Source organism: Lentzea sp. NBRC 102530, assembly GCF_030269365.1.
Taxonomy (GTDB): Bacteria; Actinomycetota; Actinomycetes; order Mycobacteriales; family Pseudonocardiaceae; genus Lentzea.
In genome coordinates, this window is sequence record NZ_BSTF01000002.1 from 327,231 (window position 1) to 348,880 (window position 21,650).

Genomic DNA, 21,650 nt, shown 5'->3' on the forward strand with positions numbered 1-21,650 from the left:
GGGATGTCCGTACTGACCGGGCAGGCGCTTGGGAAGTACTCCCCTCGCCGGACAGCATAGGTAAAGGGTTGGTAATGCTCAAGTAACCCGATAGTGGGGTGGATCTCAGGGCGCGGGAGGCGCGGTCACCTTGGGTGGGGCGGTGAGAGTCGCCGCCTATCGCCGCCGTGTCCCCCGTACGAGCTACACGCAGGTGTCCACCGCGCGGGGACGTGCCGGAGCGGCGTGATCTTTAGCGTTTCGGCCATGCGAATCCTGTTGCAGATCGTCGTGGTGGTGGCGGTGTCGTGGGTGGCCGGCACCGGAGTGCAGGCGCTCGGCTGGAACTGGCCGTTGACGCTGGTCGTGGGCCTGCTGGCGGCCGTGCTGGCGGTGGCCGCCTACGGCTGGATCGTGCGGAGGACCGAACACCGCGAACCCACCGAGGTGGCGTGGAAGACCGCTCCGGGCGCGTTGGCGAGGGGCGCGCTGATCGGGTTGCTGATGTTCGCGGCGGTGATCGCCAACATCGCGTTCCTGGGCGGGTACGAGGTGCGCGGGCTCGGGTCGGTCACGGGGGCGCTGGCGATCTTCGGGTTCATGGCGGCGGTCGCGGTCACCGAGGAGTTGATGTTCCGCGGCCTGTTGTTCCGGTTGGTCGAACGACGCTTCGGCACGGGGGTCTCGTTGACCCTCAGCGGTCTGCTGTTCGGGTTCGCGCACTTCTTCAACGCCAACGCGACGCTGTGGACGTCGCTCGCCATCGCCGTCGAGGCCGGGTTCATGCTGGCCGCCGCGTACGCCGCGACCCGCACCCTGTGGGTGCCGATCGGCGTGCACTTCGCCTGGAACTACGCGCAGGGCGGCATCTTCAGCACCAGCGTGTCCGGGCAGGACGCGCCGCAGGGGCTGCTGGACGGCGTCACGTCCGGGCCGGCGGTCGTGAGCGGTGGCGCGTTCGGGCCCGAGGCCAGCATCTACTCGGTGGTGTTCGGCATCGCGGTGACCGCGGCGTTCCTGTGGCTGGCGAAGCGCAGGGGGCACCTCGTGCCCCGCCGCGGCGCCACGGCCCCGGCCGCTACCCTCGGCGCGTGATCAGCCTCCAGTGGTGGCGCGGCTTGGACGTCCGCGTCCAGGACGCGCCGATCGCGCTGGCGCTCGCGGTCGGCTCGGCGATCCCCGCCTTGTACAGCAAGGGAACCCAGCTCGGGGAGCTGCCGACGCGGCCGTTCGACTGGCTGGCGATCGTCGTGATCGCGGTGGAGTGCCTGCCGCTCGTGTTCCGCCGCAAGTGGCCGCTGATCTGCCTCGCGCTGGTGTCGGTCGCGTTCAGCGTGGACCAGCTGCGCGGCTACCACACGGTGGCGGGGACGGCGTTGGCGGTCGCGTTGATCAGCGCCGGGCTGCACCTGGAACGTCATCGGCGGGCCACGGTGATCGGGGCCTCGGTGGCCTACGTGGGGCTGGCCCTGGCACTGGACGCCAAGGGGTCCACCGAAGGCGTGGCCGGGTTCGTCACCTTCTACCTGGCGCTGGCGGCGGCGTGGGCGATCGGCGCGTGGCTGCGGCTCTCGCGCAGTGCCGAGGCCGAACGGCGGCGGCACGTCGCGGCGGCCACCCGCGTCGCCGAACGGACGTTGATCGCCCGCGAACTGCACGACGTCGTGACGCACCACGTGACGGCGATGGTGGTGCAGGCGGAGGCGGCGCGGTACCTGTCGGCGGCGCCCGACAAGCTGGACCGGACGCTGCAGGCGATCACCGACACCGGCCGGCGTTCGCTCACGGACCTGCGGCACCTGCTCGACCTGCTGAACCCCGACCACAGCCCGGAACGCGTCGGCGACCTGCGCACGCTGGTCGAGCAGACCCGGCTGGCCGGACAGCCCGTGGAGTTCGCCGAGGAGGGCGAGGCGACCGGTGACGCGGGCAGCGCCGAGGCCGTGGCGTACCGGGTGGTGCAGGAGGCGTTGACGAACGCGTTGAAGTACGCGCACGGCAACGCGACGAACGTCTACGTGCGGTACGGCGAAAGGGACATCACGGTGGAGGTCGGCACGGAGGGCGCCGCGTCGTCCAGTCCGGTCGGGGGCGGCGGCCGCGGGCTGGCCGGGCTGCGCGAGCGGGTGGACGTGCTCGGCGGCGAGTTCTCGGCGGGGCGGCGCGACGGCGGGTTCGTGGTGAAGGCCCGCATCCCGGCGGGGAACCCGGCGTGACCACACCGGTGCGCGTGCTCGTGTGCGACGACCAGGCGCTCATCCGCACGGGGTTCGCGACGATCATCGACGCCCAGCCCGACCTGGAGGTCGTGGCGGAGTGCGGGGACGGCCGCGCGGCGGTCGACCTCGCCGGGCGGCTGCGGCCCGACGTCGTCGTGATGGACGTGCGGATGCCGGTGCTCGACGGCATCGGGGCGACCCGGTTGCTGGCGGGCGCCGGCGTGCCGGACCCGGTGAAGGTCCTCGTGGTCACGACGTTCAACCTGGACGAGTACGTCTACGAGGCGTTGCGCGCCGGGGCCAGCGGGTTCCTGTTGAAGGACGCGCCGCCGGCGCAGCTGCTGCACGGCATCCGGACGGTCGCGAGCGGTGCGGCGTTGCTGGCGCCCGAGGTGACGCGGCAGCTCGTCGGGCGGTTCGCGGCGCGCATCCGGCCCGCCGAGGAGGTCGCGGAGACCCAGCTCGCGCCACGCGAGCTGGAGGTGTTGCGGCTGATCGCGGAGGGCCTGTCCAACAGCGAGATCGCGGCGGCCCTGGTGATCAGCCAGGAGACGGTGAAGACCTACGTGTCGCGCATCCTGACCAAGCTCGACCTGCGGGATCGGGTGCAGGCGGTCGTCTACGCGTATCGGCGCGGCCTGGTGAACTGATCTTGTCCAGTGATTACGAGACGTGACCTCGTCGTCACGAAGCGGTAAGAACCTCGGCATGAGAACTCCTGCGATCGTGTCGACCGTGCTCGCCGTTGCCGCCCTGCTCACGCCCGTCGCCGAAGCCGACCGCCCGGTGTGGTTCACGTCGTGGGCGCAGTCGCAGCAACACCTCGCGCCCGTGACGCTGCACGACCAGTCGATGCGGATGATCACGCACCTCAGCCAGGGCGGCAGCGCGGTCCGCATCCGGGTGCAGAACACGTTCGGCGAGCAGCCGTTGACCATCGACCGCACGACCGTGGCGGTGAGCGCCGGTGGGGCGGCGGTGGACGCGACGCGGGACGTGACGTTCGCCGGCCGCCGGTCGGTGACGATCCCCGCCGGCGGCGAGATGTGGAGCGACCGCACCACCCTGGCCACGACGCCGGGCGCGGACCTCGCGGTGAGCATGCACGTCGCCGGGGACGTCGTGCCGGGACGGCACGAGTCGGCGTTCCGGGACAACTACCTGACCCCGCCGGGCACGGGGGACAGGACGACCGACAAGGGTGCCGCGTTCACGGAGAAGGTCCAGTCGACGTACGTGGTCAGCGCGGTCGACGTGGTGAATCCGAAGCTGCGCGGGACGGTCGTGCCGTTCGGCAGCTCGGTGGTCGACGGCGTGGGCAGCACGAACTGCGGTCCCGGATGCACCGAGATCGGCACGAACAAGCGGTGGGCCGACGTGCTGGCGCGCAAGGTCGTGGCGTCCGGCGGTCCTCAGCTCGCGGTGGCCAACGCCGGGATCAGCGGCACGACCAGCGCGGTCTGCCCGCGCACTCCTGCGCCGTTCGTCGGGCTCGATGCTCGTACGAGGCTGGAACGGGACGTGCTCGCGTTGCACGGCGTCACGGACGTCATCTACTACTACGGCACGAACGACCTGGCGAACGGCTGCACAGCCGATGAGATCGTCGCGAGCTATCGCGCGGTGTTCGAGCGGCTGCGCAAGGCCGGGATCGCCGTGCACGTCACCCCGATCACGCCGCGTCCCGGCTACAGCGACCAGAACAACGTCGACCGCCACGCCGTCAACGACTTCGTGAAGCGCGGCGGCGACTGCTCGGACACCTGCGCTTCGGTGCAGGACTTCGACCAGGTGCTGGAGGACCCGATCCGGCCGAACGCCGTCAACCCGCGCTACGACACGGGCGACGGCGTTCACGCGAACATCACCGGACAGCAGGCGATCGCGGACTACATCGCGCTGGAGACGCTCGTCTAACGGCTGCCTTTGACGCTGTAGGCCGTGACGCCGCTCGCGAACAGGATCGCGGCCGTCCACGTCGTCGCGGCGTCGTCGGGGGAACCGAGCGGCCACGTGACGACCCTGGCCGTGACGGACTCACCCGGCGGCATGATCGCCGCCACCGCCCACCACAGCACCGGGGCGGTGGCGGCGAGCCTCGCTCCGGCGACCGCCGCGGCCAGCCCGGCCAGGCCGATCATGCCCGCGGTGTCGCGCACGACGAACGTGGCGCTGGACGGCTCGGAGCCGAGCTCCTGCACCAGGAGCACGGCCGCCGTGGCGGTGAGGGTGGCGAGCAGGAGGTGCGCGAGCCGCCAGAACGGCCAGGGCACGGCGGTGGAGGCGTCCAGTTCGGGGTCCTGGCCCGCGAGCCCGACGGTGGCCACCAGCACGGCGGCCAGGCAGGTCAGGGACGCGCTCAGCGGCGTCCACGGCGAGTGCAGCGCGGACCAGGCGACTAGCACGACCACCGGCAGGACGACCAGGGCGGACGGGACGTTGCGGGAGCGGGCGTACAGCGTGAGAGGCCTCATCGGCCCGCCTTCAGCACGTCCAGCATGCGTTCGGGGTCCTCGCACGCCAGCATCATCCGCCGCACTTCGGTGACCCGCTCGAGCTGCTCTGAATCCGGCTGACTGCGGAACTGCCGCCACGTCTCGTCGATCTCGCCGCGGAGCCGGTCGTTCGCCCACATGTGGGGCTCGGAGGGCAGTTGCACCAGTTCGCCGTTGAAGTAGCCGGCGGTGACGTAGCGGACGGTTCCCTCGAAGGTGTTGAAGGAGGACGGCACGGAGCAGGAGGCGACTCCCGCGCCGGCGAGCAGTTCGAGGCGGATCTCGTCCGGCGTCATCCTCAGCGTCCGGGGAAAGGCGTTGGTGTTCAGGTAGACGACGCGCTCGTCTCGCCGCGTCGGCGTGAGGTGCGCCATCGCGGACGTGTCCTCGTGGACGGCCTTCGGTGCGCCGGGCAGCACGGCGAGCTTGGCCAGCGCCGCCTTGCCCGCCTCGGCCACGGCGGGGAGGTGCTCCGCGTGCGCCTGGCCGACGCAGACGTCGTCGTCGCACACCAGCTTGCTCGCGATGGAGTCGGACACGATCACGTCGGAGAACTTGGCCGGCATGATCGCCAACGCGAGGGCGAGCGCGAGCCCGGCCGGGACCAGTGCGGCCAGACGACCGAGCAGGCCGCGGTTCACGAGCAGCAGGAACGCCGTCACGCCGAGACCGGTGAACCAGGCGAGCTGACCCAGGTCGACCGACGTCGAGGTGGTCACGAGGTCCGACTCCGGCGGGTCCATGACGGGCGTGAGCAGGGCGAGCGCGGAGATCTCGTCGCCGGGGGAGCGGACCTCGAGTGCCCGCCCCGCCGTCGTCGCGATCATGAACGTCGCCACCAGAGCCACCGGCACGGTCAGCGGGTGCGGCAGCATCCGTCCGATCGCGAGGCCCAGCAACGTGCTCGACGCGAGCGCCAGTACCGCGGTCAGGGCGAGCGGGACGAACCCGATCGACACGAACCCGCCGGTGAACGCGACCCGCGCGACCAGTCCGAGGCACAGCAGGGCCGCCGCCACCGCGACGACGCCCGCCACCGAGCCCGCGAGCGTGCCGAGCCGCCTCCAGGCCGGTTTCGCCGTGGTGGCGAACAGTTCGGTCACGCCCGCCCGGCTGTCGCGCATCCCCTGCAGGGTGGCCAGTCCGACGACGAGCGCCCAGACGTAGGCGATCGGGAAGCGGAACTCGAGCACGGCCGACGTCGAGTTGCCCTTCCAGAGCGAGCCCTCCGACGTGATGAGCCACAGCATCCCGGTGCCGGACGCCAGGACCACCAGGCCCGCCCAGAGCGCGGTGGAGCGCCGCAGTTCGATGCGCAGTCCGGTCACCAGGCACCCCCGGTGTTCGCGCTGATCAACGCCGAGTAGCCGCGTTCGATCGGGCTGTCGCCGACGTGCGCGTCCGTGCCGGCGTCCGTGAGGTCGCGCGGAGTTCCCCGGAACACCAGCGATCCCTCGTTGACGAGCACGACGTCCGTGCAGGCCGCCGCGACGTCCTCGACCAGGTGCGTGGAGATCAGCACGCAACTCCGTTGTCCCAGTTCGGCCACGAGTTCGCGGAACCTCAGCCGTTGCGCCGGGTCGAGGCCGACCGTCGGTTCGTCGAGCAGGAGGAGCTCCGGGTCGTTGACGATGGCCTGCGCGATGCCGACGCGGCGGATCATGCCGCCGGACAACGACTTCATCCGGTCGTCCGCGCGGTCCGCGAGGCCGACGCGGTCGAGTGCGCTGTGAACGGCCTTCGGGATCTCCTTGGCGGGCATCTCCTTCAGCCACGCCAGGTACTCGACGAACTCCCGCACCTTGAACCGCCTGTAGTAGCCGAAGTGCTGGGGCAGGTAGCCGAGCTTGCGGCGCACCGCCTTGAAGTCACCGCAGTCTCTGCCGAGCAGCTGGATCGTGCCGCTGGTCGGCTGCTGCACGGTGGCGAGCGTGCGGATCAGCGTCGTCTTGCCCGCGCCGTTCGGGCCGAGCAGCCCGTGCACGCCCCGGCCGAGGCTCAGGCTGAGCCCGTTCACCGCGTTGCGCTTTCCCCGGCGCACCACCAGGGTGTCGGTTTCGATCGCCCGCATCCTGTTCTCCCTCAAGTGTTTTCCGCTTCACCCGGCTAGACGGCGTTGGTGCGCTCGAGGTTCTCCGGGTGGTGTGACGTGGCTCACCACGTGCCGGGGCGGTCGGGGAGGCCGAGCACGGCGCTGTAGCCGCGTTCGATCGGGCTGTCGCCGGGGTGGTGTTCCGCGCCTTGGCCGGTGAGGTCTGCCGGCGTGCCCTGGAAGACGAGTTTTCCTTGGGACAGCAGAACTACGTCAGTGCACGCGGCGGCGACGTCCTCGACCAGGTGGGTGGAGACGACCACGCACGCGTCGGTGCCGAGTTCGGTGAGCAGCTCGCGGAACCTGAGCCGTTGCGCGGGATCGAGGCCCGCGGTCGGTTCGTCGAGCAGCAGGATCTCCGGGTCGTTGACGATGGCCTGCGCGATGCCGACCCTGCGGATCATGCCGCCCGACAACGTCTTCATCCTGTCGTCGGCCCGGTCCGCGAGCCCGACCCGGTCGATCGCCCGCTGGGTCGCCGCGGGGATGTCGCGCATCTCCTTGAGCCACGCCACGTACGCGACGAACTCCCGGACCGTGAACCGCTTGTAGTGCCCGAACTCCTGCGGCAGGTACCCGACCCGTTTCCGCAGCTCCCTCGACTCCATGCCGCCCAACAGGTGCAGCTCGCCCGCCGCGGGTTCGAGAACGGTCGCGAGTGCCCGGATGAGCGTCGTCTTGCCCGCGCCGTTCGGCCCCAGGAGCCCGTGCACTCCGCGCCCCATCTTCAGCGTGACGCCGTCGACCGCCATCCGCCTCCCGGCCTTCACCCTGAGGTTCTCGGTCGCGATCTCCCAGGCGTACGTGGTGGGCGCGGTCATCGGTTCGCCTCCAGCCTTGTGAACGTCATCCTTCTCAGCACGATCACCACGACGCTGACCGCCAGCACGCCCGCCCACACCGGCGCGGCCTCGGCGTCGAACGCCGTGGACGTCCTGGTGAACGCGATCGTCGGCGCCACGATCACGACCGCCCAGGCCGCGATCAGCGCGACGGCCGCCCGCGTGACGCCGACGAGCGTGCCGAGCGCGAGCGTGCCGAGCGTGAACGCCAGGCACGGCAACAACCACCGTGCGAACCCGACGTCCGTGACGAGACCGGCGATGGTCAGGCCGGGGACGAGCACCCCCAGTACCGCCGCCGTCCTGCGGAACACCAAAGGCAACCCGGCCCGGGGCGTGGCGGCGGTCAGCTCGTACGCGGGATCCAGCGCCCGGCTCCACGACGCCGCCACCCCGAGCACCGGCAGCACCGGCGCGACCAGCAGCACCACCGACACCCGATCACCCACCGCGAACCCGATGCGGTCCAGCACCACGGCCGCGGCGGTCACCAGCAGGATCGCCGCGAGCCACGGCCCGGCCGCGGGCGAAACCCACCCGTAGCGCCTCCTCGAACGAGGCATCTGCGGCGTGCTGTCGAGCTGCGGCAGGAGCTCGGCCCACACCGCCTCGGCGATCGGCTCGGGTGCGAGCCTGCCGCGGCAGGGCGCACACGTCTCCAGGTGCGCCTCGACCGCCCACAACTGGTCGGCGGGAAGGTCGGCATCACCACGCGCATACCTCCGCAGCAACGGCTCGGACGGGTGGTTCGTGGTCATGCCAAGGCCTCCCTCATCGCGATCCGGGCACGCCGGGCCCGCGTCTTGACGGTCCCCTCCGGCACCCCGAGCAACACCGACGTCTCCCGCACCGACAACCCGTCCAGCACCATCGCCTGCAACACCTGCCGCAACTCGGGAGCGAGCCGCCGCAACGCGTCCCCCACCTCGTCCCCGACGACTCCGTCCAGCACGGCCTCCTCGGCACCGGGCGTGGAACGCTCCGGAGCCGCCGCCGCAGGAGGTGAGGCGTGATGAGCCCGCCGCCGGAACGCGTCGATCAACCGCCGCGCCGCGATCGTCCACAACCACCCGACCGCACTCCCACCGGCGGCCGCGCCGGCGAAGGCGTCCGCCGCCCGCCACACCGCCAGGTAGGTCTCCTGCAACACCTCGGCGACGACCTGGTCGTCCGCGCACCGCCTGCGCAACCGCACCGTCAACCACGGCGACGTCCGCCGGTACAGCTCCTCGAACGCACGCCGGTCACCTCGTGCCACGCGGCGCACGAGTTGTTCCTCGTCGAGGTCGGCCGGCTCACCCCGGATGGCTCTCACACTCCGCAAGACGTCGAGATCGCGGTAGAGGTTCTCGCACCGGTGTGGCGCGCGCCACAACAAACAGCACTATTGCTTCAGTGTTGACCGAAAAACCTCACCGGGCACCAGCCACGACCAGCCAGATTCTCGGGCCATGCCCCAGTGCTGCCTGGCCGCCACCTGTCCCAGGTTTCGCTGGTTCGAGCTAGTCAGAGGCCGTCGGCAACGCCACCGCCAGCGTCAGCTCCAGCACCCGCTGCGCCGACCCCAGGTCCGGGAACAGGTCGCGGAGCTGCTGCATCCGGTACCGCACCGTCTGCGGGTGCACGAACAACGTCGCCGCCACCTCCTCCCGCCGCCCGTGGTGCAGCAACCAGGCCCGCAACGTCTCCTCCAGCTTCCGGGAGGTCGCGACCGGCAGCTCGAGCAACGGAGCGAGCGCCCGCGCCCGCAGGTCCGCGTAGGCGTCCGGGTCGGCGCTGAGCACCAGAGACGCGAGGTGTTCCTCGGTGTCGCGGATGTCGGGGGACAAGGAGCGCGCGCGTACGGCCCGTGCGTAAGAAGCGGAGGCACGCATCCATGGACGTGCCGGACCGACCACGGCTGTACGGCCGATGAGCTGCCGCAAGAGGTGGGAGCGGTCGGCTTCCGGCACGAGCAGCACGCCGGTGGAGTCGGGCAGGTCGTCGAGCACCAGGGTGCTGGGGTCGAGCAGGCGGTAGGCGGGGCGTGCCTGGGCCGCGGGCAGCAGCACGACGGTCAGCGTCGACGGCGGTTGCCACGCGGCCCGTCCGGCGTCGGCCAGCAGCACCTCGGCGCTGGCGCCGGCGAGCAGGTCTCGGGCGAGTTGTTCGAGGTGGCGCTCGTGGGCCATGCCCCGGGCGGCCAGTTCGTCGGCGTGACCCGCGGCGCTGGCGGCGGACAGTTCGTCGATGTAGGCGAACGTCAGCTCGGCGAACTTCGCCACCTCGGCGGCGGGCAGGCCTGCGGGAACGGCCCCGGCGGCGAGGCCTCGCCAGGCCACGCGGGCACCCACGCGGTAGGCGCTGAGCAGCGCGTCCATCGAGCGGCCGTCGCGCACCTCGCCCCGGCCCAGTTCGTAGGCGGCGTCGGACGCGTCGCCGCCGCCGCCTGTGCCGCCGGCGAGGTCCAAGTAGTGTCCTAGCGCCGTGCGAACCGCACGGCGGATGGTGCCACCCATGCGTCCGGAGAGTGCGTTGGCGTAGCTCGGCACCTCGGCGATGATGGCGCGGACCACCTCGTCGGCGGTCGTCTTCAGCACCGCGCGCAACGCGGTGACGGTCTTCTCATCGAGGGCGAGTTCGGTGGCTCGCCGCATTGCGTGCGTCACGATTTGTTCCCTGCGAACAATCCGGCCCGGCAGATTCACGTCCTACGGACAGGACTTTACGCCCTAGGGCGCATCAAGCTGGAGTCATGACGAGTGCCGCCCTCCGCAGCAGGGCGTGGAAACTGCTTGAGCTGGTCACGACGCCACTGCTGCCGTCCGACTACCTCGACCTGGTCAGCCCCCTCCGAGCAGGCGCTGACCTGCGCGGCCGCATCGAGGCCGTGCACCGCGAGACAGCCGATGCCGCGACCATCGTGATCCGGCCCGGCAAGGGCTGGCGCGGTCACGTCGCAGGTCAGTACATCCGCATCGGGATCGACGTCGACGGCGTGCGCCTGTGGCGCGCGTACTCGGTGACGTCGCCGACGAACCGCGCCGACGGCCGCATCACCATCACGGTGAAGGCCATCCCCGGCGGCAAGGTCAGCAACCACCTGGTCCGCCACGCGAAGCCCGGCACGATCATCCAGCTCGACCAGGCGACCGGCGAGTTCGTGCTGCCCGCGACGAAACCGGCGAAGGTGCTGTACCTGACCGCCGGCAGCGGCATCACGCCCGCCATGGGCATGCTGCGCGACGCGAAGCTCACCGACGTCGTGATGGTGCACTCCGCGCCGCGCAAGGAAGACGTGATCTTCCGCAACGACCTGCACGACCTGGTCGCGGACAAGTCGCTGACGCTGGTCGAGCTGCACACCGACACCGACGGCATGCTCGACGTCGCCGAACTGCACCGGCTGGTCCCGGACTGGGCCGAGCGCGAGACGTGGGCGTGCGGCCCGACCGGCCTGCTCGACGCCGCCGAGGCCCACTGGGCCGAGCACGGCATCGCCGAGAAACTGCACACCGAGCGCTTCCGCCCGACCGTCGTCGTGGCGGGCGAGGGCGGCGAGGTCACGTTCGGCAAGACCGGCAAGACCGTCGCCGCGGACGGTGCCACGCCGTTGCTGAACGTCGGCGAGGAAGCGGGCGTGCTGATGCCGTCCGGCTGCCGCATGGGCATCTGCTTCGGCTGCGTGACGCCGCTGAAGTCCGGCGCGGTGAGAGACCTGCGCACCGGCGAGATCACCCAGGCCGAGGACAGCCCCACGGCTCACGTGCTCGTCCAGACCTGCGTGTCCGCCGCGGCGGGCCCTTGCGAACTCGAACGCTGACCCACCCCACACTTCCTCCCCCCGCGAAGTGGCCCGTCCCCCAGCCACTGTCCCCGGAAAGCGAGATTCATGACCGCCATCGACCCCACCGCGCACCTCACCGCAGAGCAGATCGAGGAACTGGGCCGCGAGCTCGACGCGATCCGCGACGAGATCATCGCGAGCCGTGGTGAGAAGGACGCCGCCTACATCCGCAAGGTCATCTCGGCGCAGCGCAAGCTGGAGCTGACCAGCCGCGGCATCCTGCTGTTCTCGTTCTTCCCGCCGGCGTGGATCATCGGCACGGCCGGTCTGTCCGTCGCGAAGATCATGGACAACATGGAGATCGGGCACAACATCCTGCACGGCCAGTGGGACTGGATGCGCGACCCGAAGATCCACTCGACCACCTGGGAGTGGGACCACGTCTCGCCCGCCGACCAGTGGAAGCACTCGCACAACGAGCTCCACCACACGTACACCAACGTGATCGGCAAGGACAACGACCTCGGCTACGGCATCATGCGCGTGGACGAGGACCAGAAGTGGCACCCGATCCACCTCGGCCAGCCCGTCTGGAACTTCATCAACGCCTGCTTCTTCGAGTACGGCATCGCCGCCTACGACCTCGAACTGGGCAAGAACCTCCACAAGCGCCGCCGCAAGAACCCGGAGTTCCGCGCCCGCGCCAAGGCCGTCGGCCGCAAGATCCGCAAGCAGGTCCTCAAGGACTACGTGATCCACCCGCTCCTGTCGGGCCCGTCGTTCCTCACGACCCTCGCGGCGACCTTCACCGCGAACCTGATCCGCAACCTCTGGTCCCACTCCGTCATCATGTGCGGCCACTTCCCGGAGGGCGTCCAGGTCTTCGAGCGCCGTTCGATCAAGGGCGAGACCCGCGGCCAGTGGTACCTGCGCCAGATGATGGGTTCGGCGAACATCAGCGGCAGCAAGGCCATGCACTTCATGACCGGCAACCTGTCGCACCAGATCGAGCACCACCTGTTCCCGGACCTGCCGAGCAACCGCTACGCCGAGGTCGCCGTGAAGGTGCGCGCGCTCTTCGAGAAGTACGAGCTGGAGTACGTGACCGGCCCGCTGCCGAAGCAGGTGTTCTCGGCGTGGCGCAAGGTGTTCCGCCTGTCGCTGCCGAACAAGAAGCCGAAGGTCAAGACCCCGGACCGCGAGAAGGAACTGGTCGCGGCCTGACCACGACGAGTCCGACAGCAAGCTGACGCAGGGGTCCCGGCAACGGGACCCCTGCGTCGTTCCTCCACCCCGACCGCAGTCGCCAACTCGGGCCGACCACCGTCTTGGCCAGGCGCGCGGTGCCAACCGGACAGCCGTCAACGCAACCCAGCCACTTCCGAGGCCTGGCACGCGAGGGCGAGCCCGAATGGGCTGCTTCCCACCACCGAGCCGGTTCCCCCTGCCTTGGCGATTGGGGCTTTACCTTGAGGGGGCGGGGTGCCGGACCTGTCCGGTTCGGCCGGGGTGCTTCCATCCCCGGCTTGTGAGGCCGCGAACGCGCCCCGCCAGAGGCTCAAGGTCAAGCCCCAATCGCACCCCGCACGTCCGAACCGACCTACGCGTCCATCCTCGCAAGGCGACCCAACCCGAGGGACGCAACCAACCCCGCTGGAACCGGAACCACTCGCACCCCAGCCAGAACCGGAACCAAAACAGATCTTTCGGCCGTACCGGCACCCACCCGAAACCCGGTGAGATCCGTAAGTGAGGGCCCGAACCCCTGCAGCTACAACGGGCCCTCCAACGGAGGAACCATGCGAAAGGCCTACCTGGTCGCGGCCACCCTGCTGACAGCCGCGACCGTGTACACCCCTGTCCAGACGGCGCAGGCCGCAGCGGCCGCGATCACCGAGACGGTCTACGTAGAATCCACAATCGACAGTGACGCCGACGGCAGGCTGGACCGCATCGCCGCGGACGTCATGCGCCCGGACACCGCCGAGCGCGTCCCGATCGTCATGGAGGCCAGCCCCTACTACGGCCTGGGTGCGGCGAAAGCCGAGTCCATGACCGTCCCGAGAGGCTTCGGCCGCTGGTACGACGAGTACTTCGTGCCCCGCGGGTACGCGGTCGTGGAGATGGAGATGCAAGGCACCTCCCGCTCCACCGGTTGCCCCACCACCGGTGGCCCGGAGGACACCGCGAGCGTCAAGGCCGTGGTCGACTGGCTGAACGGCAGGGCCAAGGCGTTCTACGCCGACGGTCGTGAGGCCAAGGCCACCTGGAGCACCGGCAACGTGGGCATGCTCGGCGTCTCCTACAACGGCACGCTCCCGAACGCCGCCGCGGCGGCCAACATCCCCGGCGTCAAGACGATCGTCCCGATCGCCGCGATCTCCAGCTGGTACGAGTACGCACGCGACCAGGGGATCGGGTACAAGGGCTGGGAGTCGAACTATCCGACGTTCCTCGCCAACTACGTCGTGAGCGCGTCCCAGAAGGCCAAGTGCAAGCCGGTCTTCGACAAGCTGACGGCGCAGGACGGCGACGAGTCGTGGGACTACACGCAGTTCTGGAAGGCGCGCGACTACCGGCCGGGTGCGCAGAACACGACCGCCTCGGTGTTCGTCGTGCACGGGCAGGCGGACTGGAACGTCAAGCCGTCCCAGTTCGGCCGCTGGTGGAAGGAGCTCCAGGACCGGAACGTGCCGCGCAAGATCTGGCTGCACCGCGGCGGTCACCTCGACCCGATCTCGTTCCGGCAGGCCGAGTGGCAGCGCGTCATGGGGCTGTGGATGGACCACTGGCTCAAGGGCGCGAACAACGGGATCATGAGCGAGCCCGTGGCCGACGTGCAGAAGCCCGACGGCAGCTGGGAGCAGGCGGCGAGCTGGCCGCGGCCGAACACGCAGGACACCACGCTGTACTTCGGTCCGGCGGCGAACGGGATGTCCGGCTCGCTCACCACGACCCCGGTCACGAGCGGCACGCAACGCCTGGGGGACAACGCGAACCTCAGCGAGTCGCTCATGATGGCCAACCCGGAGACGGCCGACTCGCGCCGCCTCGCCTACGTGACGGCACCGCTCACCAAGGACGCTCGCCTGAGCGGTGAGGTCCGGGTGACGGCGCGGATCGCCTCGAACCGGGCGTCGACGCCGCTCACGGCGTTGCTGGTGGACTACGGGCCGACCAGTCAGGCGGTGCTGAGCGAACGCAGCCCGCTGCAGCTGTCGACCGAGACGTGCGCGAAGAACGACCTGAAGAACCGCACCGGCTGCGCCAAACCACCGGAGGTCTCGATCCAGGCGGTCAGCGCGACGATGCTGACCAAGGGCGCCATCGACACCAAGAACAGGTCGTCGCTGGAGTCCGCGACCCCGTTGCCCACCAACGGAACCACCGTGGACGTCACCTGGAAGCTGCACGCGCGGGACGCGATGGTCCCGGCCGGGCACCGGATCGGCATCGTGCTCGTCACCAACCACAGCGGGTACATCGCGACCGACACCGGCGCGAGCGGCATCGCGCTGAACGTGTCGCTGGGTGTCAGCAAGGTGGTGCTGCCGATCGTCGGCGGCGCGATCTGATCGGCAGCTGATCGTCCGGGGCCCTGTGTGCCGGAAACGCCGGTGCACAGGGCCCGTTCCCGTTAGCGTGCGACGAATGCTCCTCGCGGCCATTCCCAGTCCTACCCGGGGTGTCTGGCACCTCGGGCCCGTGCCGATCCGCGCCTACGCGTTCTGCATCATCGCGGGCATCCTCGTCGCGGCCTGGCTGACCGAACGCCGGTACGTGCGGCGCGGCGGAAAACCCGGTGTCATCAACCAGATCGCGACCTGGGGCGTGCCGTTCGGCATCGTCGGCGCGCGGCTGTACCACGTCGCCACGTCCTGGCAGCCCTACTTCGGACCGAACGGCGACCCGCTCAAGGCCCTGTACATCTGGGAAGGCGGCATGGGCGTGTGGGGCGCGATCGCGTTCGGCGCACTGGGTGCGTGGATCGGCGCGCGACGGGCCGGCGTGACGTTGCCCCCGCTGGCGGACGCGGCCGCGCCGGGAATCGCGCTGGCGCAGGGGATCGGCCGGCTCGGCAACTGGTTCAACAACGAGGTCTACGGCGGCCCGACGGACCTGCCGTGGGCGCTCACCGTCCACGAGTGGGACCAGGCCGCCGGCAGAGCGGTGATCGGGGCGGACGGGCTGCCGGTCGTGCTCGGCACGTTCCACCCGGCGTTCCTCTACGAACTGCTGTGGACCTTCGGCGTCGCGGCCGTCGTGATCTGGGCCGACCGGAGGTTCCGGCTCGGCCACGGGCGGGCGTTCGGGCTGTACGTGGCGCTCTACACGCTGGGCCGCCTGTGGATCGAGGCGCTGCGGATCGACGACGCCAACACGGTCCTGGGGCTGCGCCTCAACATCTGGACGTCGCTGCTCGTGGGGCTGGGCGCCGCCGCGCTGACGCTGTGGTCGGCACGGCGGCACCCGGGTCGGGAGGACCTCAGCTCAGCTTCGGAGCCGAGTTGTACGCCTCGACGAGCAGGCGGGGACGGCTGACGTCGCGCTGCGGGTCGATCGCGACGGTCCGGGTTTCCCCTGGCAGCAACCAGAAGTAGTTGTCGCTGTACAGGGTCGGCAGCACGCGGTCGGTGCCGTTGCGTTCGCGCAACGACAGCCTGACCATCGCGGCCACCGTCTTGCCGGTGTTGCGGACCACCGCGGAGTAACCGTCCTTCGTCGCGCTCAACGTCGTGGTCAGCTGCGTGTACGCCACCTGGTTGAGCGCGTGCATCGACTCCGGCGTGCGGTAACGCCAGTAGGTGTTCTCGGAGATCTGCTTGCCCTGGGCGTCGGTCATCGTCAACCGCAGCAGGTGGAACGCGGGCAACGAGTCCGCGAACGGCACGGTGAACAGGTTCGTCGCCGTGGTCGCGTTCACGTCGAGCTTCTGCTCCTGGGCCTGCCCGACCGCCTTGCCGTCCAGACCGAACAGCTGCGCCCGCACCGTCACGCCGACCAGGTGCGACGCGGTGTGGTTGACGGCGGTGACCTGCCACGTGGTCAGGTTCGCCTGCACGTGCCGCTGCTCGCACCCCTTGCGGGAGCCGTAGAAGCTGCCGTTGACGTCCATGTCGTAGTCGTAGGTCTGCCAGACGGTCGAGTGCCACGCCGGGTGCGACATCCACAGCAGCACGCCGGTCGCGTCGTTCCACAGCCGGGCGTTCCAGGCCTCGAAGATCGCGCGCATGTTCTCGTAGTTGACGAACTGCGCCTTGCGGCAGAACTCCTCGAGGCTGCTCGACGGCGCGAGGCGGGCGTCGATCGCGGCCTGGTAGCCCTTGGGCTGCTGGTTGCTGTTCTCCGACCAGTCGTGCAGGTACCAGGCGTCGCCGATCGGCCAGCCTGGGTTGCCCTGGCCGACGAGGTTGCGCATGCTCTCGACCGTGGAGACGGTCGGCAGACCGATCTCGCTCCAGAACCCGAACTTGCCGCCGGTGGCCTCGCCGGTGCCGTACGTGCGCGGGTCGACCCAGCGGTACGTGCCGTCGCCGGTGATCACGCCGCTGGCCGAGTTCGGCTGGTACATCAGGTCGGTGTTGGTGTGGACGATCTCCCGCAGGACCTTGTCCACGGCGGAGGGCGGGCTGCCCTCGTTGCAGCCGAACCACACCACGCAGCAGGCGTGCGAACGGTAGCGCAGCACGGTGTCTTCTGCCTGCGCGAAGAACTGCTCGTGGTTGGCCGGGTCGGCCGACCAGCCGAGCCAGAACTCGTTCCACAGCAGGATTCCGTACTTGTCGCACGCGTCGAACAGCTCGTCGCGGTAGGACGAGCCGACCCAGTTGCGGATGACGGTGAAGTTCATGTCCTTGTGCAGCGCCACGGCCGCGTCCGCACGGGAGGCGGGCATGCGGCGCAGCAGCTCGTCCCAGCCCCAGCTGCCGCCGCGGGCGAAGATCTTCACGCCGTTGACGAGGATGATCAGCGGTTTGGGGGAGTTGTCCTTCTCCGCCACGTCGGTCCAGGTGTCGCCGTCCTGCGACACCTGGATCTTGTAGGTGGCCGCGTACGCCGTCTCCCAGCGCAGCACCACGCGGTCGAAGGACGTCACCGCGCCGAGGTCGACCTGCACCCACTCGTTGTCGTTGTAGTTCGACGTCCAGCGGGACTTCGGGTCGCCGTCGGTCACGGCGCCGGGCGAGGTCCAGTCGGCGGCGGACGACGCGGTCGCCGTCCTGCCGCGCGCCAGGTCGGTGTCCGGGGTCCTGCTGTCCGCCACGGACATCGTGAAGATCGAGAAGCCCCAGCTCGTGGCCCGCCGCCCGCCCTGCATCCGGACGTAGCGCGCCTGCTGGTACGGGAACTCGACGGTCTGCTCGGCCGCGCCGTCGACGATCGTGATCGGCAGGTCGTACTGGTAGGTGACCTGGCGGATGCCGAACTTGCGCTTCTTGCGGTCGCTGACGGCGTTGCCGATCGACGCGGTGAGCGTCAGGTCGTGCAGCGTCGGGTCGCCGTACCCGTTGGGCCACCACAGCTTCGGGTTCCTGATCCGCAGCGGGGAGTGCGTCGACGGCGAGAACACGACGTCCTGCGTGGAGTTCGCGGCCACGGTGACGGTGCTGCTCACCTTGACGCCGTCGAACTCGGCGGTGACGGTGACGTTCTTCGCGGCGGCCTCGACGTTGCGGACCGGCACGGTGAACGTGACCTCGGCCGTCGTCCTGTCCGGCAGCACGGTGTCGATGCGCGGGTCGCCGACGACCACGGCGCCGGTCGAACGCAACCGCACGTGGTTCCAGATGCCGGAGGCGCGGTCGCGGACGGCGGGCATCCAGTCCCAGCCCGACACCGCGAGGTAGGTGGGGGAGTTCTTGAACATCGTGCTGTTCGCGCCGACCCACGCCTCACCGCGCGGGCCCTTGTCGCCGGGGCTGCCGGGGAACGGCATCGGCGTGATCTGCACGGCGAGGTTCTGGTCGCCGGAGCGGCGCAACGTGGCCGTGACGTCCAGCGCGGCCCGGCCGAACGGGTTGCTGACCGCACCGATCTTGGCTCCGTTGAGCCAGATCTCGGCCTCGTGGTTGATGCCGTCGAACTCGAGCCACACGTGCCGGCCCGCACCGGTGTCGAGGCCGCGCGGCAGCCCGAACGACCGCCGGTACCACCAGGTGTGCCGCGAGAGCGCCTCGGGGATCTTGAGGTTGTTCATGCCGTACACCGGGTCCGGCAGGTGTCCCTGCTCGACCAGCGACGCGAGCACCGTGCCCGGCACGGTCGCCGGCACCCAGCCGCGCGTGTCGACGTCCTGGCCGGAGAGCGCGGCGCCGTCCTTGCCGGGCGCGAAGTCCTGCATCGTCAGCACCCAGCCGGACTCGAGTGGCACCGATCCGTCCGCCGCCACGGTCAGCGCGGGGTTCGGGTGGTCCTGGACGGGCCAGTTGGTCCAGCCCTTGACCGCGGGCCGGTTGTCCCTGCTCGTGCCGTAGACCTGCAGCCCGTTGAGCCCCAGCGGGTTCGTCGTCGACCTGCGGGTCGCCGAGAACCGGACCCAGCGGGCCTTCACGACCGGCGTGAACGGGATCGTGATCGCCCCACCGGCGCCGGACTCCGTGTGGTGCACCGTCCGCCACACCCGGCCGTCGTCGGAGACGTCGAGGTCGAACGCCACCGCGTAGCTCGACAGGATCTCGGTGCCGACGGTGTCGGCGCGCGAGGCGTTGGCGTCGAACGCGGGGTCGCCGGGCTTGGCCTCGAACGTCAGCACGATCGAGCTGATCTCGCACCGGCCCTGCAGGTCCACGATCATCCACTGGCCGTCGCCCTGCCCGGCCCGCCACCCGGACCCCCGCACGCCGACCTGCGCGAGCCCGTCCACGGCGAACTCGGCGGGCGTCGCCGCGTAGTCCGTGGACGACACCGACACGGGTCGGAACAACGCGAGGTCGATCGTCTTCGGCTGCGCCGCCGACTGCCCGGGCGCGGCCGACGCGGTCACCGGCAGCAGGGTGCTGAGCCCGAACCCGGCGAGCAGCCCGCCACCCATCGTCAACGCCTGCCGCCGCGAGACGCCGCTGCCGAAGTCCTGCGCCATTGCGTGCTCCGATCCCTGTCCTGACAACGTTGCCAGGAAGCTTCAGGCTCGTAACACGAATGGTCAACAAGACAAACGAGACAGGAATCGGCGGCGACGACATCGATGTCATCCGGCTGGATCGGTGCTGGTGCCCTGTGCTGGGAGAACGGTACTGCGCCCGGCCGGTACCGGTCCCACCCGGAGAAAAGACCGGTACAAGAGGTGGACCGGTTTCCGATGGATCCTTGGGTCCACTCCGGTGACCGGCCGGGCGCTGGGCCGGGACTGCCCTTCGTCCTTCAAGCCGAGTGACGGATCGCCGCCGTCACCGTGATGTCGACCCACCGTCCGATCAGGAACGACGGCGCGCGGATCCCGAGCGCCCTGCGGTCCAGCCGGGCGGTGGCGGTCAGCACCAGGTCGTCCACGGTCACCACGCCGGTGATCTCGGCCGCGGTGCCCCGGCAGGTGAGCGTGCCGGTCACCTCCCAGCCGTCGGCGGTGGTCCGCGCCGACGTCGCGGTGAACCTCATCGTCGGATGCCGGTCGAGGTCCAGCAGGCCGGGCCGCCGCAGGTCCAGGTCGCGCTTGGGGACGCCGGTCGCGATGCCGGACAGGTCGAGCGTGCCGCGCACGCCGAGCAACGCGCCGTCGGCACCGATCTCCACCGATCCCGCGGTGACCGGGACCGTGCCGCGGGTCCTGCGGCCCAGGTTGCCCACGGTGAACGACGCGGTGGTGCGGGTGAGGTCGGCCTGCCAGCGGCCGGGGGCGAGGGCGTGGACGGTGGTCATGACGTCGCTCCGTGCTCGAAGACCTCGTGCACCGGGTAGATCTCGACGCGGTCGGGGCCCGGCAGCAGGTCCGGGTCCTCGCCGGGCAGCAGCGAGGTGCCCATGATCGCGTCGCGGCCCGCGAGGAGGTCCTGCTCGGTCTCGGCGAGCGTCAGGACGACCTCGGAGCCGTCGGGCCGGCGCAGCACGTAGGTCCTGATGCTGCCGGCCACCGACGCGACCGCGGGTTCGATGCGGTGGGTCGCCGCGAAGTCCGCGGCGGCCAGCAGTTCGGTGCTGCGGGGGCCGTCGAAGTAGACGAGTTGCGCGTACATGGTCGCCTCCTTGAAGTGGTGGCCACCGAGTCTCGTCATCCCGGGCAGCGGGCGGATCCGTGCCAGCACGGAGGTCACGCGCCGGGCGTCACCAGGCCCGTCTCGTGGGCGAGGACGACGGCCTGCGCGCGGTCCCGCAGGCCGAGCACGGCCGCGGATGAGCTCGCCGCTGGTCTACGGGCAGTCCGCCGACCCTGCCTCGCCGCACCACACCGACCAGGCGCGGCTGTACGCGCGCAAGCAGTGGGTGAAGGGCGAGTTCACCGAAAGCGAGATCGCCCGCAACCCGGACCTGGTGGTCACCCGCCTGCGCTGAACGTGCCGTGCCGGCCGGCGCCGTCAGCGAACCTGGCGGCGCCGGCCGCACCCTCCAGCGCCACGATCGGCACGCCCGCCGCTCCTTCCGCCCTCAACGCCTCCGCCACCGGCAGGTCCAGCCCGCCGTAGGTCGACGCCCGGTCCGCCAGCACGCACTCGAACGGGAACGCGGCGATCTGCTGCGCCAGTGCGAGAGCTGCTTCCAGGGCCTTCCCCGGTTCCACCACCCTGTTCGCCAGCCCGATCGCGAGCGCCTCCTCGGCGTGCACCGGGCGTCCGGTGAGGATCAGGTCCAGCGCCCGGCCCAGGCCGACGATCCTGGGCAGCCGCACGGTGCCGCCGTCGATCAGCGGCACGCCCCACCGCCGGCAGAACACCCCGAACACCGCGTCGCTCTCCACCACCCGCAGGTCGGCCAGCAACGCGAGTTCCAGCCCGCCCGCCACGGCGTACCCGCTGACCGCCGCGATCACCGGCTTGCTCAGGTGCAGTCGCGTCGGTCCCATCGGTCCGGCGCCGCCCCCGCCCAGGTCGAGCTCGTTGCGCCGTTCCGGATCTCCGACGGACGTCAGGTCCGCACCCGCGCAGAACGTCCCGCCTTCACCGGTGAGCACCGCGACCCGTTGCGGGGACGCCTCGAACTCCAGGAACGCGTTCCTGAGCGCCTCGGCCATCGGCCCGTCGACCGCGTTGCGGCGGTCCGGGCGGTTCATCCGGATCACCGTCACCACGCCGACGGTCTCGACCAGCACGTCCAATGTGACCTCCG

At 70.5% G+C, this 21,650-nt stretch carries 20 protein-coding genes; 9 read left to right on the top strand and 11 right to left on the bottom strand.

Translation table 11 applies throughout. The features are described from left to right. Positions 1–246: 246 nt before the first annotated feature. The 4 genes from QSK25_RS05030 to QSK25_RS05045 are packed head-to-tail and all read left to right on the top strand — an operon-like array spanning position 247 to position 4,115. Positions 247–1,074 carry a CPBP family intramembrane glutamic endopeptidase gene (locus QSK25_RS05030; protein WP_285633612.1) on the top strand — a complete coding sequence of 276 codons (828 nt, stop codon included), beginning with the start codon at positions 247–249 and terminating at the stop codon, positions 1,072–1,074. Beyond that, positions 1,071–2,195: a sensor histidine kinase gene (locus QSK25_RS05035; protein WP_285633615.1), complete on the top strand. Its 1,125-nt coding sequence runs from the start codon at positions 1,071–1,073 to the stop codon at positions 2,193–2,195. The genes QSK25_RS05030 and QSK25_RS05035 overlap by 4 nt, the downstream gene beginning before the upstream one ends. Further along, positions 2,192–2,848, top strand: a complete 657-nt coding sequence (locus QSK25_RS05040) for a response regulator (protein WP_285633618.1) — start codon at positions 2,192–2,194, stop codon at positions 2,846–2,848. The genes QSK25_RS05035 and QSK25_RS05040 overlap by 4 nt, the downstream gene beginning before the upstream one ends. Positions 2,849–2,906: 58 nt before the next feature. Next, positions 2,907–4,115 carry a GDSL-type esterase/lipase family protein gene (locus QSK25_RS05045; protein WP_285633621.1) on the top strand — a complete coding sequence of 403 codons (1,209 nt, stop codon included), beginning with the start codon at positions 2,907–2,909 and terminating at the stop codon, positions 4,113–4,115. Here the strand turns inward: QSK25_RS05045 and QSK25_RS05050 are convergent. From QSK25_RS05050 to QSK25_RS05080, 7 genes are all read right to left on the bottom strand, one after another. Further along, positions 4,112–4,672 carry a hypothetical protein gene (locus QSK25_RS05050; RefSeq protein ID WP_285633624.1) on the bottom strand — a complete coding sequence of 187 codons (561 nt, stop codon included), beginning with the start codon at positions 4,670–4,672 and terminating at the stop codon, positions 4,112–4,114. The genes QSK25_RS05045 and QSK25_RS05050 overlap by 4 nt on opposite strands. Further along, positions 4,669–6,021, bottom strand: coding sequence for a hypothetical protein (locus QSK25_RS05055; RefSeq protein ID WP_285633627.1), 1,353 nt, complete (start codon positions 6,019–6,021; stop codon positions 4,669–4,671). The genes QSK25_RS05050 and QSK25_RS05055 overlap by 4 nt, the downstream gene beginning before the upstream one ends. Beyond that, positions 6,018–6,764 carry an ABC transporter ATP-binding protein gene (locus QSK25_RS05060; RefSeq protein ID WP_285633630.1) on the bottom strand — a complete coding sequence of 249 codons (747 nt, stop codon included), beginning with the start codon at positions 6,762–6,764 and terminating at the stop codon, positions 6,018–6,020. Before QSK25_RS05060 ends, QSK25_RS05055 begins: the two co-directional genes overlap by 4 nt. Before the next feature lie 83 nt (positions 6,765–6,847). After that, positions 6,848–7,606, bottom strand: a complete 759-nt coding sequence (locus QSK25_RS05065; protein ID WP_285633633.1) for an ABC transporter ATP-binding protein — start codon at positions 7,604–7,606, stop codon at positions 6,848–6,850. Beyond that, the gene (locus tag QSK25_RS05070) at positions 7,603–8,385 is read right to left on the bottom strand and encodes a zf-HC2 domain-containing protein (protein ID WP_285633636.1); all 783 of its coding nucleotides are present in this window, start codon (positions 8,383–8,385) and stop codon (positions 7,603–7,605) included. Before QSK25_RS05070 ends, QSK25_RS05065 begins: the two co-directional genes overlap by 4 nt. After that, positions 8,382–8,933: an RNA polymerase sigma factor gene (locus QSK25_RS05075; protein ID WP_285635231.1), complete on the bottom strand. Its 552-nt coding sequence runs from the start codon at positions 8,931–8,933 to the stop codon at positions 8,382–8,384. The genes QSK25_RS05070 and QSK25_RS05075 overlap by 4 nt, the downstream gene beginning before the upstream one ends. Before the next feature lie 196 nt (positions 8,934–9,129). After that, on the bottom strand, positions 9,130–10,275 hold the full coding sequence (locus tag QSK25_RS05080) for a PucR family transcriptional regulator (protein WP_285633639.1): 1,146 nt from the start codon (positions 10,273–10,275) through the stop codon (positions 9,130–9,132). 86 nt (positions 10,276–10,361) lie between these two features. On the opposite strand from QSK25_RS05080, the gene QSK25_RS05085 reads away from it, so the two are divergent. The 4 genes from QSK25_RS05085 (at position 10,362) to lgt (ending at position 15,935) form a co-directional block, all read left to right on the top strand. Beyond that, positions 10,362–11,429 carry a ferredoxin reductase gene (locus QSK25_RS05085; RefSeq protein ID WP_285633643.1) on the top strand — a complete coding sequence of 356 codons (1,068 nt, stop codon included), beginning with the start codon at positions 10,362–10,364 and terminating at the stop codon, positions 11,427–11,429. Between the two features lie 69 nt (positions 11,430–11,498). Further along, positions 11,499–12,617 carry a fatty acid desaturase family protein gene (locus QSK25_RS05090; RefSeq protein WP_285633646.1) on the top strand — a complete coding sequence of 373 codons (1,119 nt, stop codon included), beginning with the start codon at positions 11,499–11,501 and terminating at the stop codon, positions 12,615–12,617. A 575-nt stretch (positions 12,618–13,192) separates the two neighbouring features. After that, positions 13,193–14,968 carry a CocE/NonD family hydrolase gene (locus QSK25_RS05095; protein ID WP_285633649.1) on the top strand — a complete coding sequence of 592 codons (1,776 nt, stop codon included), beginning with the start codon at positions 13,193–13,195 and terminating at the stop codon, positions 14,966–14,968. Between the two features lie 76 nt (positions 14,969–15,044). Continuing rightward, positions 15,045–15,935, top strand: a complete 891-nt coding sequence (lgt, locus tag QSK25_RS05100; protein ID WP_285633652.1) for a prolipoprotein diacylglyceryl transferase — start codon at positions 15,045–15,047, stop codon at positions 15,933–15,935. Here the strand turns inward: lgt and QSK25_RS05105 are convergent. From QSK25_RS05105 to QSK25_RS05115, 3 genes are all read right to left on the bottom strand, one after another. Further along, a complete protein-coding gene (locus QSK25_RS05105) occupies positions 15,880–19,473 on the bottom strand; it encodes a discoidin domain-containing protein (RefSeq protein WP_285633655.1) in 3,594 nt (1,197 codons plus the stop codon). The two genes, lgt and QSK25_RS05105, sit on opposite strands and share 56 nt — an antisense overlap. 281 nt (positions 19,474–19,754) lie before the next feature. Then, on the bottom strand, positions 19,755–20,249 hold the full coding sequence (locus tag QSK25_RS05110) for a YceI family protein (protein WP_285633658.1): 495 nt from the start codon (positions 20,247–20,249) through the stop codon (positions 19,755–19,757). Continuing rightward, complete coding sequence (locus tag QSK25_RS05115; protein ID WP_285633661.1) at positions 20,246–20,641, bottom strand: hypothetical protein; 396 nt, start codon at positions 20,639–20,641, stop codon at positions 20,246–20,248. Before QSK25_RS05115 ends, QSK25_RS05110 begins: the two co-directional genes overlap by 4 nt. 79 nt (positions 20,642–20,720) lie before the next feature. On the opposite strand from QSK25_RS05115, the gene QSK25_RS05120 reads away from it, so the two are divergent. Continuing rightward, positions 20,721–20,879 (top strand): penicillin acylase family protein, encoded by a 159-nt coding sequence (locus QSK25_RS05120; protein ID WP_285633664.1) that lies wholly within the window; start codon positions 20,721–20,723, stop codon positions 20,877–20,879. On the opposite strand, the gene QSK25_RS05125 is transcribed toward QSK25_RS05120, so the two are convergent. After that, complete coding sequence (locus QSK25_RS05125; RefSeq protein ID WP_285633667.1) at positions 20,863–21,639, bottom strand: crotonase/enoyl-CoA hydratase family protein; 777 nt, start codon at positions 21,637–21,639, stop codon at positions 20,863–20,865. The genes QSK25_RS05120 and QSK25_RS05125 overlap by 17 nt on opposite strands. Between the last annotated feature and the right edge of the window lie 11 nt (positions 21,640–21,650).